Annotated in this window: 15 protein-coding genes; 10 read left to right on the top strand and 5 right to left on the bottom strand. The window is 57.0% G+C overall.

The annotated features are described in order from the left end of the window. The first annotated feature begins 3 nt into the window (after nt 1-3). A complete protein-coding gene (locus GYN08_RS20420; protein WP_166278466.1) occupies nt 4-1,377 on the top strand; it encodes a dihydrolipoyl dehydrogenase family protein in 1,374 nt (457 codons plus the stop codon). A 122-nt stretch (nt 1,378-1,499) separates the two neighbouring features. On the opposite strand, the gene GYN08_RS20415 is transcribed toward GYN08_RS20420, so the two are convergent. After that, on the bottom strand, nt 1,500-3,278 hold the full coding sequence (locus tag GYN08_RS20415; RefSeq protein ID WP_166278463.1) for an Mbeg1-like protein: 1,779 nt from the start codon (nt 3,276-3,278) through the stop codon (nt 1,500-1,502). Between the two features lie 104 nt (nt 3,279-3,382). Further along, nucleotides 3,383-3,667, bottom strand: coding sequence for a hypothetical protein (locus GYN08_RS20410; protein WP_166278460.1), 285 nt, complete (start codon nt 3,665-3,667; stop codon nt 3,383-3,385). A 264-nt stretch (nt 3,668-3,931) separates the two neighbouring features. On the opposite strand from GYN08_RS20410, the gene GYN08_RS20405 reads away from it, so the two are divergent. Then, complete coding sequence (locus GYN08_RS20405) at nt 3,932-5,524, top strand: acyl-CoA synthetase (protein WP_166278457.1); 1,593 nt, start codon at nt 3,932-3,934, stop codon at nt 5,522-5,524. 130 nt (nt 5,525-5,654) lie between these two features. Here the strand turns inward: GYN08_RS20405 and GYN08_RS20400 are convergent, their stop codons facing one another. After that, the gene (locus GYN08_RS20400; RefSeq protein ID WP_166278454.1) at nt 5,655-6,341 is read right to left on the bottom strand and encodes a Na-translocating system protein MpsC family protein; all 687 of its coding nucleotides are present in this window, start codon (nt 6,339-6,341) and stop codon (nt 5,655-5,657) included. Between the two features lie 258 nt (nt 6,342-6,599). Here GYN08_RS20400 and GYN08_RS20395 point away from each other — a divergent pair, with 258 nt between their 5' ends. After that, nucleotides 6,600-7,517 (top strand): DMT family transporter, encoded by a 918-nt coding sequence (locus GYN08_RS20395; RefSeq protein WP_166278452.1) that lies wholly within the window; start codon nt 6,600-6,602, stop codon nt 7,515-7,517. Here GYN08_RS20395 and GYN08_RS20390 read toward each other — a convergent pair. Further along, a complete protein-coding gene (locus GYN08_RS20390; RefSeq protein ID WP_166278449.1) occupies nt 7,438-8,016 on the bottom strand; it encodes a GNAT family N-acetyltransferase in 579 nt (192 codons plus the stop codon). The genes GYN08_RS20395 and GYN08_RS20390 overlap by 80 nt on opposite strands. 122 nt (nt 8,017-8,138) lie before the next feature. Between GYN08_RS20390 and GYN08_RS20385 the strand changes: the two genes are divergently transcribed. From GYN08_RS20385 to GYN08_RS20355, 7 genes are all read left to right on the top strand, one after another. Beyond that, nucleotides 8,139-8,447, top strand: coding sequence for a DUF3219 family protein (locus GYN08_RS20385; protein WP_328802987.1), 309 nt, complete (start codon nt 8,139-8,141; stop codon nt 8,445-8,447). 61 nt (nt 8,448-8,508) lie between these two features. After that, nucleotides 8,509-8,979 carry a DinB family protein gene (locus tag GYN08_RS20380; protein WP_166278446.1) on the top strand — a complete coding sequence of 157 codons (471 nt, stop codon included), beginning with the start codon at nt 8,509-8,511 and terminating at the stop codon, nt 8,977-8,979. Nucleotides 8,980-9,042: 63 nt separating this feature from the next. Next, a complete protein-coding gene (locus tag GYN08_RS20375; RefSeq protein WP_166278443.1) occupies nt 9,043-9,975 on the top strand; it encodes a LysR family transcriptional regulator in 933 nt (310 codons plus the stop codon). A 46-nt stretch (nt 9,976-10,021) separates the two neighbouring features. Next, nucleotides 10,022-11,158, top strand: coding sequence for a 5-methyltetrahydropteroyltriglutamate--homocysteine S-methyltransferase (locus GYN08_RS20370; protein WP_166278440.1), 1,137 nt, complete (start codon nt 10,022-10,024; stop codon nt 11,156-11,158). Between the two features lie 228 nt (nt 11,159-11,386). Continuing rightward, on the top strand, nt 11,387-12,529 hold the full coding sequence (locus GYN08_RS20365; protein ID WP_166278437.1) for a 5-methyltetrahydropteroyltriglutamate--homocysteine S-methyltransferase: 1,143 nt from the start codon (nt 11,387-11,389) through the stop codon (nt 12,527-12,529). 187 nt (nt 12,530-12,716) lie between these two features. Further along, on the top strand, nt 12,717-14,243 hold the full coding sequence (locus GYN08_RS20360; RefSeq protein WP_166278434.1) for a DUF4362 domain-containing protein: 1,527 nt from the start codon (nt 12,717-12,719) through the stop codon (nt 14,241-14,243). A gap of 244 nt (nt 14,244-14,487) precedes the next feature. Further along, a complete protein-coding gene (locus GYN08_RS20355) occupies nt 14,488-14,895 on the top strand; it encodes a hypothetical protein (protein WP_166278431.1) in 408 nt (135 codons plus the stop codon). A gap of 172 nt (nt 14,896-15,067) precedes the next feature. On the opposite strand, the gene GYN08_RS20350 is transcribed toward GYN08_RS20355, so the two are convergent. Continuing rightward, nucleotides 15,068-15,395, bottom strand: a 328-nt coding sequence (locus GYN08_RS20350; RefSeq protein ID WP_166278429.1) for a helix-turn-helix transcriptional regulator, incomplete at its 5' end; no start/stop codon positions are given.

The raw sequence follows: 15,395 nt of genomic DNA, 5'->3' as shown, positions 1-15,395 counted from the left end.
CCGATGACAGCATCATCCGAATCCACATTCGACCTGATCGTTCTCGGCACGGGCAGCGCGGGCCAGAGCGTCGCGACCGCATGCCGGGAACAGGGCTGGAGCGTCGCCATTATCGACTCCCGCCCGTTCGGCGGCACCTGTTCGCAGCGAGGCTGCGACCCGAAACGGGTGCTGGCCGGAGCCGCCGAGCTGATCGCCCGCAGCCGAAATCTGAAAGGCAAAGGCCTCGCCGGCGAAAATGCCATCGACTGGGCCGACCTCATGGCGTTCAAGACTACGTTCGTCGAAAACATTCCGCAGTCCACCGAAGAGAAATTCGAAGAAGCGGGCATTCGTTATTTCCACGGATCGGCTTCTTTTACGGGGAAAAACAGCATACGAGTAGGAGAAGAAGAACTGACGGGCGGCAAAATTGTGATCGCGACCGGCGCGAAGCCGGCGACGCTGGGGATCGAAGGCGAAGATCTGCTGGGGAACAGCGAAGGCTTCCTCGATCTGAAGGAGCTGCCGTCCACGCTCGCGTTTATCGGCGGCGGCTATATCTCGTTCGAATTCGCGCATATCGCGGCCGAAGCGGGGGCGAACGTGCATATTATCCACAATAACGACAAGCCGCTCAAAAACTTCGAACCCGATCTGGTCGATGCGCTCGTGCAGCGGATGAGAGAACTCGGCATCGTCTTCCATTTGAACGCGAAAACGGAAAAAATCTCGCGGACGGAATCCGGCGAAGGTTATGTGCTGGAAGGGACGGAAAACGGGCAGCCGTTCCGTCTGGAATGCGGGCTTGCCGTGCACGGCGCGGGGCGGGTTCCGAACGTGGATGAGCTGGATCTGGAAAAAGGCGGCGTCGAAGCGGACAAGAAAGGGGTTACGGTCGACGAGCATCTGCGCAGCGTCAGTAACTCCGACGTGTACGCCGCAGGCGACGTTTCCGGTTCCCCCGGCCTGCCGCTTACGCCGATCGCCGGACTGGAAGCGCGGGCGGTATCGGCCAACCTGCTGGAAGAAGGCAGCGTCAAGCCGAACTATACGGCGACTCCGTCGATCGTGTTTACGTATCCGATGCTCGCGTCGGTCGGGATGACCGAAGAACAGGCCCGAAAAAGCGGGAAAGAGATCAAGGTCAATACCGTGGACATGTCCGGCTGGTATACGTACAAGCGCATGGGCGAGAAGCCGAGCATGGCGAAGGTGATTTTAGACCAATCCAGCGGCTGCATCCTGGGCGCGCACGTGCTGAACGGGGAGGCGGAACATCTGATCAACTACTTCGCCATCGCGATGCGGCACGGCCTTACGGCGGCGCAGCTCTCCGATACGCTGTACGGTTATCCGACGGACGGAAGCGATTTGAAGTATTTGTTGGAGACGTGAAGGGATTAACCGATACCGAAACGACGGATAAGGGTGCGGCCGCGAATGGCGCGTCCGCCGTCGACGGTAGTCAAAAAGAAAAAGCCGAACCCGCCTTTTTGGCGTTCGTTCGGCTTTTTTTCTTATTCTTTGACGACTTTCAACTTTTTGAGATTGTTGAAGATCAGCACATACAGCTGATCTTTATCATAAAATAAAGCGTCGTAATAAGTGCCGGTTTCCGAGTCTTCGTAATCCGGGTCTTGTATGCGCTTGGTCGGATTGCCGAACGATTCCGATAAAGTCAATGTTTTGCGGTCGTACACGTACATATAATTGCTTAAAGGATGCGCCAAGGTCAAAGAATGGACATAGATGCGATCTTTATCGGCTTCCAGCACGTAAGAATAAGAGCCCGGAAGCGGGTCGAGCGGGTCAAGCGGAGAATGATGCAGGGTTTCTCCCTTGGCGTTCAGCGCGAAAAATCCCGCATTGTTCGCGTACATAAGCTTTCCGTCCAAAACGTAAAGACGGTTCGTGGAAGAGTCGATCGAGCGTTTCCATTTGGTTTGCCCTTTTTGATCGATCGCCACGAGGAGCTGTTTGTTGTCGGATTGTTGGATCTGAACCACGTACAGATCTTTGCCGAAAGGCTGAACTCCTCTCAAAAAATTTTTCTCGGGGAGCGTGTAGCGTATTTTGGTTTTCATGTTCCAATCCGTGATTTCCGCAAAGTTATGACGGCCGGAAGAAGTTGCTAAAATAAAGCCGCCGTTATACAAATTTTTGATCGATTTGTATTCGGAGGCACCGTTCTTAGGGATCTCTTTTTTCCATGCGACTTTCCCGTTTTTGTCGATGGCGTAAGCTGCGTCCTGGTTATAGACGAGAAGTTTATCGTTTACGAAACCGTGCATGTACACGAAACCGTCCAGAACGACTTCCCATCTTTGTTTTCCCGCCGAATCGAGCTTATAAAATTTGCTGCCGTTCGCCATTGCCCGCGGATTGAAGCCGACGGCTCCGTAAACTTGATCATCTTTCACGATGAAGGATTTTTCCACCGGAAAACCGAAACTAAATTTGCAGCGCTTGGTCAGATCGGGCTTGGAGACGAAGGCGCTTCTTTCGACTTCCCAGGTCAAAGGCAGATGCTGCTTAAGGCCTTCGGCGCGGCTGCCGACGATGCGAAGATCGGAGTCCTGGGAGGCGAACAGCATGCCGATCACGCTGAATTCAGGAACGAGCCGAATGAGCTTGTGTTTGATCCTATCGTAATGCGCGGCACAGGGAAGGTCCTGACAGAATCCCGGTCCGTCATTGTTGTATACTTCGATGATGCGATCGTTCGCGGATTCGCTGCACATCATGGCCGCATACATCGCCAGATTTCCGCCCTTGGAATGGCCGCCGACCCGATACGAGCGGCCGGGTCGGACGACCGACTCCAAATATTCAAGCGCGTGCAGCTGCGCGGAGACGGTCTGAAAGCTTAACGAAAAGTCTTCCCGCCATCCCAGAATCGAATTGTCGGTTCCCCGGTAAGCGATATAGCAGGTATCGTCGTCAAGCTCGGCCATCAGCGCGGCAAACTGCGTGACCTCTATTTCGTCCATCCGTTCGACGAAGCAGGAGAGCTTGACGTTCTTGAAGCGTTCCGAATCTGCCATTGCCTGCAGCAAAGCTTCGTCGATAATATTCAATCGTCGGAATCGTTCGAGAGTAGGGGCGGCTTCCTTCTCGTGCAGAGCTTCCCAGGCTTCTTGGACCGTCACGCTGCGTTTCTCCGTCGGGTCCGGCAGGATGCCTTCCCAGTCGAAATAAGAAATGGAAGATAAAATCAGATTGTCGACCTCGTTGAACGGCCTTTCTTTTAAACTCAAATCTCCGCGCCACTTTAAGTAAGTAATCATGTCTCCCATGTCTTCGCACCTCGAAATTCAGATATACAGTTTCTCTTCGACAGAAGTATGACAGAACTTGAGAAACTCAATCTAAACTTTCGGGCAAAAAAAAGCACCCCGGATTACCGGAGCGCAAGTTCCTCTTGAGGAACGGAAGTGTATGTCTGCCACGGAATGGATGCCGCGCCGAGTTCGGAGAGAGTAGCCACGCAATCGGAATCTCCGCAGCATTTCGGCACGCCGTCGGCATCCTGGGACATCAGAACGATCGGCATATCCGGGAAAAAGGGTGCGTACTTCGCGGCCGCTTCCTCGCAGGTTCCGCTGTACCCCAGCACGTGAAGCTTCACCGATACCACCGCGAATCTTTTGCCATTCCGTTCGATTACTGCGCCGTCAAAACTCATGTTGTTCGCCTCCATTGGAATTGGTCTACATGTCTATTAAAACAGATTTGAAAGTTAATGTTGTGAACGATATCACAAAGTTGAAGAAAACTTGCAAACGTTTTATTTAAAAACTGAAGTTTCGTCCGTTCATGAAGAAAACATGAGCCGGCTTAACACCTGGTCCTAATACATGCTATACTAAAAGCCATTCACTCCTAAGAGCGGGAACGGCTTTTAGTGTTGGTTTGACGACTACGTTTTTTCACAAAGGAGAAGGATCGGATGAAATACAGCGAATGGGTTGCTCCCGAACGATATAATTTGACTTCCGAAATGGAGCGCTACGCGCCCGGGAAAGTCGCGCTTAAGTGGCTTGGCGAAAATGGAGAAGAAGCGGAAATCTCGTACGGCGATCTGCTGAAGCAGGCGAACCGCTTGGCGGGCGGCTTGGCGAAGCTCGGGTTGGAAAAAGGCGACAAAGTGCTGGTAACGGTGCCGCGCCGCATTATCGCTTACGCCATTTATCTGGCCTGTCTGAAGCTCGGTCTGGTCATTATTCCGTCTTCGGAGATGCTGAGAGCGAAAGATCTGTCGTATCGGCTGCGGCATTCGGAAGCGCGCGCGGTCATTTCCTGGCCGTCGGTGACGGGCGAGGTGGATCGGATCGAGGACGAGCTTCCCGAGCTGAAGCATCGCATCGTGGCCAAGGAAGCGGGCGATCTGTCGGCGGAAGAGGGTTGGCTGAACCTGAACGCTCTCATGGAAGGACAGAGCGATACGTTCGAGACGGCGGACACGTCGCGCGACGACATGGCGATTCTCGCGTACACGTCGGGCACGACGGGCAATCCGAAAGGCGTCGTGCACACGCACGGTTGGGCTTACGCTCATCTGCGCATCACGGCGTCGTGGCTCGATATCCGGGAAAGCGATACGGTCTGGGCGACGGCGGCTCCGGGCTGGCAAAAATGGATTTGGAGCCCGTTCCTGTCCGTACTGGGAAGCGGAGCGACCGGCCTGGTCTACAGCGGAACGTTCGAGCCCAAGCGGTATCTGCATCTGCTGCAGGATTACAAGATCGGCGTGCTGTGCTGCACGCCGACCGAATACCGCCTGATGGCGAAGTCGCACGGCCTGGACGAGTACGATCTGACCAATCTGCGCAGCGCGGTGTCGGCGGGCGAGCCCCTCAACCAGGAAGTGATTAACGAGTTCCGCAAGCATCATAATCTGACGATTCGCGACGGCTACGGCCAGACGGAGAGCACGCTCTTGATCGGGAACCTCGTCGGTTCGCCGGTGCGCCTGGGCGCGATGGGCAAGTCGATGGCCGAAGGGCTCGCGCTCGTCGTCGACGACGAAGGGACTCCGGTTCCTCCGGGCACGGTCGGCAATATCGCCGTTCACGGCGAACTGCCGGCGCTGTTCCGCGAATATTTCAAAGACCCCGACCGCAAACAGCAGTCGATGCGCGGCGAGTTCTTCATTACCGGCGACCGGGCGAAGCTGGACGAAGAAGGCTACTTCTGGTTCGAAGGCCGAGGCGACGATATCATTATCAGCTCGGGCTACACGATCGGTCCGTTCGAAGTCGAGGAGGCGCTGATGAAGCATCCGGCCGTCAAGGAATGCGCGGCCGTCGCCAGTCCCGACGAGATCCGCGGCAGCATCGTCAAAGCTTTCGTCGTGCTGCGCGAAGGCGTCGAAGGAACGCAGGAATTGATCAAGGACATGCAGAGCCGCGTCAAGGAATGGACCGCTCCGTATAAATACCCGCGCAAGATCGAGTTCGTGACCGATCTGCCGAAGACCGCTTCGGGCAAGATCCGCCGCATCGAGCTGCGCGAGCAGGAGAAGCGGAACGCCGCGAAGTAAGCGCGGCCGGAAGCAGGATGACGCAAGACGGGAAAAAGCAGGAAAAGGCCCTCCGAAAACGGAGGGCCTTTTGCCGATGTTTCCGGGAGCGCGAGAGCGGACGATACGGATCGAAAGCGGCCGGGAGACGTCAGTTCTCAAATACATAGATCAGCAGACTATTGTTTTCGTGGAAGGACCAATCCAGGTAGATGCCTTTCAGCTTGCGCTTCAGAATCTCCTCCACGCGGCTTTCCTGAAATACCACTTTCTTTTCCAGATTTCGCTTGACCTTTCTTAGAACCTCGGTGGCTCCCTGCTCGATGAAAGCTTTTTCGAGTTTGATCAGAATGCCTTCCCGGACGATCACGAGCACATGATCCGCGGCCCAGTACGAATAGGTGGCGTCGGGAACTTTTTCGATCTCGTACGTAATTTTGCCGATCTGCTGATGGATGGCGTCTTTGCCCAAATAATAATCTTCCTTGTCGCGGTAGGTCTTGCTGCCGAGCAGGCTGACCAGCACGCAGGACAGATCGTGATCCGCCCAATCGTAATAGAAGGGACCGGCTTCGACTCCCGTCAACTGCTGGATTCTTTCCGTCAAAGAAGGAATCAAGTGCTCGACCATCAGCTCCTGAACGGAGCGCAAAGCGTCGGGATCATGGGACTTGACCAGATTCTCCATCTGCGAGCCCATAAAGTCTTCGAGATGGATGATCAGAGACCGTTCGTCCAGAGAGACCCCGATCTTGCCCGGCTTATTGTTGAAACTGGTTTTGAAAAACTTTTCGACCAGATCGGCGATTTGCGATATTGATTCGTTATTTTCAGGCATAGCTTCACTCCCGAATTCATAAGGTGAGTTCATAAGTCCGCCGTACAAACACAGAAAGGACTTAACCTGTGTCTCTGGCTTTGACTCACAAGGAGAAAAAGAGGGTTGCGCGCTTCTGCCGATCGGCAGCGCGTTCTTGCCGGCCTCGGAAAGCGGCTTCGGATATTCTTTTTCTCGAAAATAGCTGGTATGATAAGTTCCGGCCGGCCTGTGCCGGCAATCGATCAGACTAGAGAAGTCGGGGAGACGGAGAGAAAAATGAAAAAGTCCATTGCCATTCCGCTGACCGTTTCGATCATCGCCATTTCCTTTTCGGCGATCTTCGTCAAATGGTCAAGCGCGCCGGCGCCTATTTTAAGCATGTACCGGATGTGGTTCGCCTGCATTCTGATGCTGCCCATCGTCTGGGCCAAACGGGAGGAGTTCAGGCGCATCGGCCGCAAAGAAGCGCGTCTGCTGATCTTCTCGGGGTTGTTTCTGGCGATGCACTTCGCGCTGTGGTTCGAATCGCTGAAGCTGACCACGGTCGCCAGTTCCACGATCATTCTGGCGCTGCAGCCGCTCGTTTCGCTGATCGCCGGTTTTATTTTTTTCAAGGAGCGTACGACGAGGGCCGCGATCTTCGCGCTGGCGGTCGCCACGTTCGGCGTGATGATGATCGGCTGGGGAGATTTCGGGTTGAGCGCCCAGGCGATCAGAGGGGATCTGCTGTCGTTTCTGTGCGTGATCGCGGTAGTGGGATACTTGTTTATCGGACAAAACGCGGTCAAAAAAGTCTCGCACTGGATCTACAGCTTCTGCGTGTTCCTGTCCGCCGCCGTATTCCTCACGCTGTTCAATCTCGCGACGAGCCAGGAATTTTTCGCTTATCCGGCAAAAGAATGGGGCGTATTCGCGCTGCTGGCCGTCGTGCCGACCATGTCGCATATCATCAATAACTGGCTGCTGAATTACGTCAACGCCACGACCATTTCCATGAGCATTCTCGGCGAACCGGTCGGCGCTTCGCTGCTGGCCGTATGGCTGCTCGGCGAGCATATGACCTGGCTGCAGATCGTGGGCGGCGTGCTCGTGCTGGCGGGAATGTTCCTGTTCCTTATTCGGCAGTCGGCCGCCGCGCGTCCGGCATCGGGAAAATCTTCGGACGCGCCAGCACGGACAGCGGAAACCCCATGAACCGTCCGTAAAGGCGCAAGTATTCGTCCTGCCCGACGGGACCGCCCTGCACGAGCGCTTCGTAAAGCACGCCGAATTCTTTGACGAGGAAGCCCGATCCGGCGTAACCGCTGCGCACGTAAAACTCCCGTCTGCGCCGACGTTCCTCGGCATTGGACGCGCCGGGATCGAAGGCTTCGATATTGAGCACGATCCGGTTGTCCGGATACGTTCTTCGAATCTGCTCCAGAATCCGGCTTCCGTACCCTTTGGAGCGCTGCCAGGGCTCGATCGCCAGATACATGACGAAGACAAGGTCCCGGTACAAGGACAGATAAGAGAACCCGATCAAGTCGTTTTCTTCATAATAGGCGGTAAAATCGACGAAGGGCTTGCGCGCTTTCCTGAAGAGGATCGACAGCGGAGCCCTTTCGTTTTGCGGAAAAGCTTCTTCGTACAGCGCTTTGATCTGCGGGAAATCGGGCGAACGCTTCGTTACCGCTTCGGTTTTCAGGCTCATGCCGACGCTCCTTTTGTTCGATCCGGATCTTTAAGTTAAAGTGTATAGATGTGGAATCCCGCGCGCAAATCCTTTATAGTAAAAATGCTTTACCCGCGTTATACATAAAAGGAGGCGAGGCCGTGAATACCGACGAACGGACGGAAGTGTGGATCGACGAGCGCAGACTCGAAGCGACCGGACTGCGCGAATTCAAGGTCGCGTCGCCGGACGGAACGAAGCGGCGCGTGTTCGCCTTCGACTTCAAGGTGACGCACGAAGACTATCACGAGGTCGCGACGCTGCTTTACAAGGGGGCTTTCCGTCTGCGCATTCCGGCGATCGGGCTCGAGTGCGGGACGGACATTCATAATTATTCGACGTCGCTGGACAATCTGTACGAAAAAGGCGCGGTCGGCGACTATCATCTGGAACTGGCCGAGCGGGACTGAACGCCGGACCGTCCGACTCCAATCGTGCCGAACCCCAAATCGAACGACCGGGAGGAAACTCATGACAAACCGCGAGATTTTGCTGGAGCAGCTTCAAGCCTGCCGCAACAAGAACGGCTGGTTCACGTCGATGGCCGCGTCCGTCAAGGGATTGACCCAGAAGCAGGCCAATTGGAAAAGCAACGAGGAAATGAACAGCGTGCACGAGATCGTGCGTCACTTGGAGTTTTACAACAATCGTTATCTTAAAAGATTTCAGGGAGCCGAATGTTCGCCTGCCGAGGTCGGCAGCAACGACGATACGTTCGAACCCCAGGACGGACAAGACGCCGAATGGAGCGCGGCGCTGAAAGCTTACGACGAGACGATGTCCGGCTGGATCGAAGCCGTCGAGCAGGCGGAAGACGACAAGCTGGATAAGTGGACAGGCGATCTGACCCATCTGACGATTCATAACGCCTACCATATCGGACAGATCGTGCTGATCCGCAAGCAGCAGGGATCATGGGACAAGAAGTACGGCGTCAGTTAAGGCCCGCAATTCGGGCATTATGAATAACCGGTGCGCGTGCGCCGGAAAGCGGGGGGAGCGCAATTGACCTTACAGCAGCTCAGGTATGCGATCGAGGTGGCGGGCTGCGGCTCCATCAACGAGGCGGCCAAGCGCCTGTTCATCTCGCAGCCGAGCCTCTCCAACGCGATCAAGGACCTGGAGCAGGAGCTCGGCATCACCATTTTCGACCGGACCAACCGGGGAATTACGCTGTCAGCGGACGGCGTGGAATTCATGTCCCATGCCCGTCAGATCGTCGAACAGGCGGAACTGCTGGAAGGGCGCTACAAGAACAAGCGGCGCGATACGATGCAGTTCTCCGTCTCGACGCAGCATTACGCGTTCGCTTCCGAAGCGTTCACCGCGCTTATGGAAGGCAACGCCGGAGAAGAATATACGTTTTCGCTGCGCGAAACGCAGACGGCCGACATCATCGAAGACGTACGGACGCTGCGCAGCGATCTGGGCATATTGTACTTATGCGACCGCAACGCCCGGGTAATGAACAAGCTGTTCAGCGACGGCAGCCTCAAGTTCACGCCGCTCTTCAACACGCAGCCGCATGTTCTCGTCGGCGCTTCGCATCCGCTTGCGCGCCGGGCCGCCGTTGCAGTGGAGGATCTGCAGCCGTATCCTTATATCACGTTCGACCAGGGCGAGAACAGCTCGCTGCATTTTGCCGAGGAGCTGCTGCATCTTCCGGAGGCGGCCCGCAGCATTAAGGTGAACGACCGCGCCACGCTGTCCAGCCTGCTCGCCGGAACGAACAGCTACACGATCGGCACCGGCATTTTGGCGCCCGAACTCGACGGCTCGGTGCTGAAATCGGTGCCGGTGGAGACGGCGGAGCTGTTCACGATCGGCTGGATCGCGCACAAAGACCGGCGTCCGAGCCGCGCTGCGGCGGCCTACGTCGATCTGCTGAACGATCTGGTGGCCAGACGCTATTTCGCGGCCAACCAGTTTCTGTTCTAGCGCCTTTCGGGCGTCCGTTTTTCATTCATACATTCGGGAGGGACGTATGCAAAGTCCAGTGATCGGCACAACCAGAACCAAACCGCCTTTTCGCTGCGATCTCGTCGGCAGTTTCCTGCGTCCGCCGGAGCTGATCGAAGCGCGGCGGCTGCACCGGGAAGGGGCGCTTTCGGATGAGGGACTGCACGAACTCGAGACGGCGGAGATCGCCAAGCTCGTGCAGCGTCAAAAAGAACTCGGACTTTCCGTGGTGACCGACGGCGAATTCCGGCGCTCGTGGTGGCATCTCGATTTCTTTTTCGGCGTCCGCGGAACGGAAAAGATCGATTTGAACGCCGAAGCGGGCCGCGTCGATGCCAAGCAGCGCGCGGAGACGTTCCGGGTCAGAGACCGCATTTCCTTCGGCGATCATCCCATGCTGCGCCATTTCGAATCGCTGCGGGATCTGGCGGGGAGCGGCGTCGTCGTCAAAATGACCATCCCTTCGCCGGCGCTGTTCCATTTCGTGCAGCGCTATAACGGCGGGGACGCTTACGGCAGCGACGAGGAACTGTTCGCGGACATCGTGCAGGTATACCGCGATGCCATTCAAGCTTTCTACGACGCGGGATGCCGCTATCTTCAGCTTGACGACACGTCGTGGGGCACGCTGTGCAGCCTGCTGCACCGTACCCAGCTGCGCAGCCAGGGGACCGACCCCGACAAGCTGGCGGAAGATTACGTCCGGCTGATCAACGAATCGATCGCGGAGCGTCCGGACGATATGACGATCGCGCTGCACGTCTGCCGCGGCAATTTTCACTCGACCTGGTTCGCTTCGGGCGGATACGAGCCGGTGGCCGAAGCGCTGTTCGGCGGATGCCGGGTCGACGCCTTTTTCCTGGAGTACGACAACGAGCGCGCCGGCGGCTTCGAGCCGCTGCGCTTCGTCAGGGACCAGTTCGTCGTGCTCGGCCTCGTGACGACCAAGCACGGAGGGCTGGAGAGCAAGGAGGTGCTGAAGGCGCGCATCGCCGAGGCGGCTTCTTTTGTTCCGATCGACCAACTGTGTCTCAGCACCCAGTGCGGTTTCGCTTCGACGGAGGAAGGCAATCTGCTGACCGAAGACGAACAGTGGGACAAAATCCGCCTGGTCGCGGAGACCGCGGCGGAAGTCTGGCCGGATTCAGGCCGCTTGTCGTGACAGAGAAAAGTCAATAAATCCGACGGCTGTACCCCGCTATAAGAAATCGCGATAGCGGGGTATAGCTTTTAAGCGTTATCCCGAGGGGTAGGGCGCATGGTATAGTAAGCCTTAATCTTGCCGCCAGCTCAGCAAGCGGGCTGACCATCGGCGGCAAACGGTTGATCCGGTTCGACACTTGCCAGAACATCGAATTCCGATTCCGCATTCCCAAGGAGGATTTTACTGATGAGCACGATCTTCGAACAAGCGATTCAAAGAGATACGGTTCCGTTCCGGCACGATATCGTCGGCAGCTTTCTGCGTCCGCAGGCGATCAAGGATGCGCGCGTCAAGTTCGCCGCGGGCGAAATCGGCGCGGAAGACCTGCGTAAGGTCGAGGACGAAGAGATCGTCAAGCTGGTCGCCAAACAGAAAGAGGTCGGCCTCAAGGGCGTAACGGACGGCGAATTCCGGCGTTCGTGGTGGCATCTCGACTTCTTCTGGGGGCTTGGCGGCGTCGACAAAAAGGCATCGGAAAGCGGCTATCTGTTCCACGGCGTCCAGTCCCGGGCGGAAACGGCGGTCCTGACGGGCAAAGTCGGCGAAGGCGCGAAACACCCGATGGTGGAAGACTTCAAATTTCTCAAAAGCGCGGCCGGCGACGACGTCGTGGCCCGCCAGACGATCCCGGCTCCGGCCCAGCTTCTGTTCGAACTGTTCCGCGGCGACAACATCAAAACGGTCAACGAGTTCTATCCGAACATCCAGGATCTGTACGGGGATGTGGGCACCGCTTACCGCGACGCGATTCTGGCCTTCTACGAAGCGGGATGCCGCAATATCCAGCTGGACGACTGCACCTGGGGCGCGCTGAGCGACCGACAGTTCCGCGCCATGCAGGAAGAAGCGGGCGTCGACATCGACGAGATGGCGAGAGGCTTCCTGCATGTCAACAACCTGGCGATCGAGAACCTTCCGGCCGACCTCGTCGTCACGACGCACGTCTGCCGCGGCAACTTCAAATCGACGTATGCCGGCGAAGGCGGCGGCTACGATCCGATCGCGGAAATTCTGTTCGGAGGCTCCAACGTGTCCGCGTTCTATCTGGAATACGACAGCGAGCGCGCCGGAGGCTTCGAACCGCTGAAGCACGTCAAGAACCAGCAGGTCGTGCTGGGTCTGTTCAGCTCCAAATTCGGCGAGCTGGAAGACAAAGCGCAGATTCTGGCCCGCATCGAGGAAGCCGCGAAGTACGTGGACATTAATCAGCTGTGCGTCAGCCCGCAGTGCGGATTCGCTTCGACCGAAGAGGGCAATGTTCTGACGGAAGAGCAGCAGTGGGCGAAGCTTCGATTCGTCAAAGAAGTCGCGGACGAAGTCTGGGGCTGAGGCCGCGCCTTCCCGGCGGCGCAGGGCAGGCGCGATTCGCGCTTGAACGTTCGTTCAACGTTCCGTCCGCTTCGATAGGGGTTCCGGTTTCGCAACCGGGACCTTTTTTTGCGTTCGATCGGAGTGCCTTTCTTTCCCGCAACCCTTTTCCTGTTCGATGCGTCTAGAGGAAAAAGGAGGAGATTCTATGCCGGAACGCATATTGACGACAATCTGCGGTCTGCTCGTGCTCATCGGACTGTCGGCTTGTGACAACGGCCGGGAAGCGGCGCTCGAACCGCTGCCGGAGGCAGGGATCGGCAGTTTGACCATAGATCGGCATATTCCGGAAGGCGAACCCCGCCCGCTCGGCGAATTAAGTTCGCCGGACGATCTGAACGCGTTCCGAAAAGCTTATCGACATGCCGAAAAGATTCCCGGCGCGCTGAAAATGACCGCGCCCGATTACGAGATTCGCTTCGCCTCGGGCGGCGAGGAGAAAACGTTTTGGCTTTGGAGTTCGCCGAAGGGCGAAAAAGGAATGCTCATGGATACGTCCGACACCTTGACGGGGTATGCCGTCGATGCCGACTCGAAGGACGATCTTCGCCGGCGCATCGAGAGCATCCCTTACGGCTGGGAGCAGTCGAAGCGGTACGGCGATATTGCCCAAGGTCCCTCCGGCACGCTTCATATCGAAAAATGGCAGGCTTTCCTGAAGCGGATCGATCAGCGGCAGCCGGCTTCGGTCCAAATCGCGCTCTATACGGACGAAGGAGACCCCGTTTTTGAAAATATGAATTACGACGGGCATTCGATTCACTATTTGTACGACAACTCGCTGGATGCGTACGGTTTGCCGGAGAAACGGAGCACGACCTGCGAAAAGATCGTCAACCGGCCCAAATTTCCGCATTCGGACGAACCGATGACCGAATATGTGCTGTACGGCTGCTCCGGTGCCGGCGGCGGGACGTTCAACCTGCTGCTTCGGAACTCCGATCTGGAAGCGAGCCGGAGTGCGGAAGACGGCGTGACCGTTCGGCGAGGCCTGCCCGGCGGAGAATCGGACAACTCCGTTTACGGGCGACTGGAAGACGGAAGCGCGCTGCGGGATTTTCTAGAAGCTTATGCGACGGCGAAAAAAACGAACGCGGAACCGGATCTCGAAGCGCCGGATTACGAAGCAAGCTTCACGGCCGGCAAAGAGCATAAACGCGTGCTGCTGTGGTTCGGGAACGAGGGGAGTTCGGGCATGCTGGCGGACGTCTCGGACTCGGGCCGGACCTATGCCGAACTGACGCCGAGTTCCGCCGAGCGGCTGTATAAGCGGATCATGGAGATTCCGTACGATCCCGAACGGGCATCGGAGAACGGCGATCTGGTCGCGAAGCCGAGCGGCGAACTGATCAACCTGGATAAATGGAAAGATTTCAGAAAGGCGTTAGAAGCGGGAAGTCCGGCATCCGTTCACATCGTGTCTTATACGCCGGAAGGCGATCCGGTCTTCGAGGATTTGCTTGGCGACGGGAACGTCATCCGTTACCGGTACGACAGTACGCATGACGCCTTCGGTACGGCGGAGAAACAATACGACACGTGCGAAAAGATCGTCGATCTGCCGCTTGACGAAGTTCCCGGAAGCCGAGTCATGCTGGACGGCTGCTCCGGCGAGCGGGACCGCCGAAACAAGCGGTTCGAGCTGACGCTACCGGCAGAGCCGGCCGGGCCTTAGCCCGCCGCCCCCGATTCGCGAAAAAAACCGCACGGCGCCTGGTTCAAGCCGCGGCGCGCGGTTCTTCGCGATAAGCGGGAAGAACGTCGGCGTGCGAAGCTTCGGTTCGCCGAAGACGCCGCCGAAACGCGAAAGTCCCGGTTTTGGAGCCGGGACTTTTTTTGTCTTCGGAATAAGAGTACAATAGGGAACCAAAGAAACCGACAGCCCAGAAGCTGCACAGAAAAGGAGAGAAGAGATTCCCATGAATGTTCATGTTCCCGATAATGCCCGGCGCGATCTGGCGCTGGTCGGCTGCCCCGAGTGCGCGTTCCGGTTCGAAACGCCGAACTACCGCCTCGGCATGCGTCATAGATGTCCCGAATGCGAAGCCGCGATCAAGCCGAAATACGTGCGCAGGGCGCAGGATTCCGGATACTCGCTCAGCTTCCATACTTTCCTTCAGCTGTTGACGATGCGTCCGTACCGCGACGATATCGTGCCGCTGATTTCTTCCTGGTTCGGCTACACGGCGGAATATCAGGGTCGTTCGCTCTTCATCCGCAACGCCGCCGGCCGCACGGTCGACGTGGAAAATATGCACGAAATGATTCAAAGCAGCCCCCGCTGGCAGGAGCAGCTGTACCGGAAAGCCGGAAAGTTTTTCAGATGAATTCGGATAAGAATTTTTAGATTTTATAAGCCGGCTTATAAGGGTCGGCTTTTTTGCGCGTTTTTCGGCGGCATACAAATTTTGATCGACCGGATCACGGCGGCTGATGCTTCTCATAACTTTTATTCCGCCTTCCGGATCGGGGCAGCGTCGGGGGAGACCCGGGAACGGGTTATAGGCGGTCTCCGCGTTCCCGGCTTGTCCGGCGGAATGCCGACGGCGAAAGCCCTTTGCGTTTCTTGAACGTGCGGCTGAAATGAAACTCGTCGCCGTAACCGCATGCTCCGGCGATCGCATGCAGCTTCATGTCCGTATGCAGCAGATAGCGTTCCGCATGCCGGAGCCGCAGCGCCGAAATGTACGACTTGGGCGTCTCGCCCGCATACCGCAAAAAAATCTTCCGCAAATGCGATGCTGACACGTTCAGTTCGGAAGCCAGCCGTTCCGCGGTCAGCGGCTCGGCGAAGCGGCGTCCGATCGTTTGAAGCCCCTGCTCGAAC

Origin of the sequence: Saccharibacillus alkalitolerans (assembly GCF_011090185.1) — a bacterium.
GTDB lineage: Bacteria > Bacillota > Bacilli > Paenibacillales > Paenibacillaceae > Saccharibacillus > Saccharibacillus alkalitolerans.
The sequence above is the reverse complement of the archived record's forward strand: the minus strand, read 5'-3'. Positions and strand labels throughout refer to the sequence as shown.

What these genes read in the sequence shown, in the direction of transcription:
- GYN08_RS20415 (WP_166278463.1), bottom strand. Translation starts at nt 3,278, where the DNA reads ATGGGAGACATGATTACTTACTTAAAGTGGCGCGGAGATTTGAGTTTA.
- GYN08_RS20400 (WP_166278454.1), bottom strand. Translation starts at nt 6,341, where the DNA reads ATGCCTGAAAATAACGAATCAATATCGCAAATCGCCGATCTGGTCGAA.
- GYN08_RS20380 (WP_166278446.1), top strand. Translation starts at nt 8,509, where the DNA reads ATGACAAACCGCGAGATTTTGCTGGAGCAGCTTCAAGCCTGCCGCAAC.
- GYN08_RS20395 (WP_166278452.1), top strand. Translation starts at nt 6,600, where the DNA reads ATGAAAAAGTCCATTGCCATTCCGCTGACCGTTTCGATCATCGCCATT.
- GYN08_RS20405 (WP_166278457.1), top strand. Translation starts at nt 3,932, where the DNA reads ATGAAATACAGCGAATGGGTTGCTCCCGAACGATATAATTTGACTTCC.
- GYN08_RS20365 (WP_166278437.1), top strand. Translation starts at nt 11,387, where the DNA reads ATGAGCACGATCTTCGAACAAGCGATTCAAAGAGATACGGTTCCGTTC.
- GYN08_RS20410 (WP_166278460.1), bottom strand. Translation starts at nt 3,667, where the DNA reads ATGAGTTTTGACGGCGCAGTAATCGAACGGAATGGCAAAAGATTCGCG.
- GYN08_RS20370 (WP_166278440.1), top strand. Translation starts at nt 10,022, where the DNA reads ATGCAAAGTCCAGTGATCGGCACAACCAGAACCAAACCGCCTTTTCGC.
- GYN08_RS20390 (WP_166278449.1), bottom strand. Translation starts at nt 8,016, where the DNA reads ATGAGCCTGAAAACCGAAGCGGTAACGAAGCGTTCGCCCGATTTCCCG.
- GYN08_RS20355 (WP_166278431.1), top strand. Translation starts at nt 14,488, where the DNA reads ATGAATGTTCATGTTCCCGATAATGCCCGGCGCGATCTGGCGCTGGTC.
- GYN08_RS20420 (WP_166278466.1), top strand. Translation starts at nt 4, where the DNA reads ATGACAGCATCATCCGAATCCACATTCGACCTGATCGTTCTCGGCACG.
- GYN08_RS20360 (WP_166278434.1), top strand. Translation starts at nt 12,717, where the DNA reads ATGCCGGAACGCATATTGACGACAATCTGCGGTCTGCTCGTGCTCATC.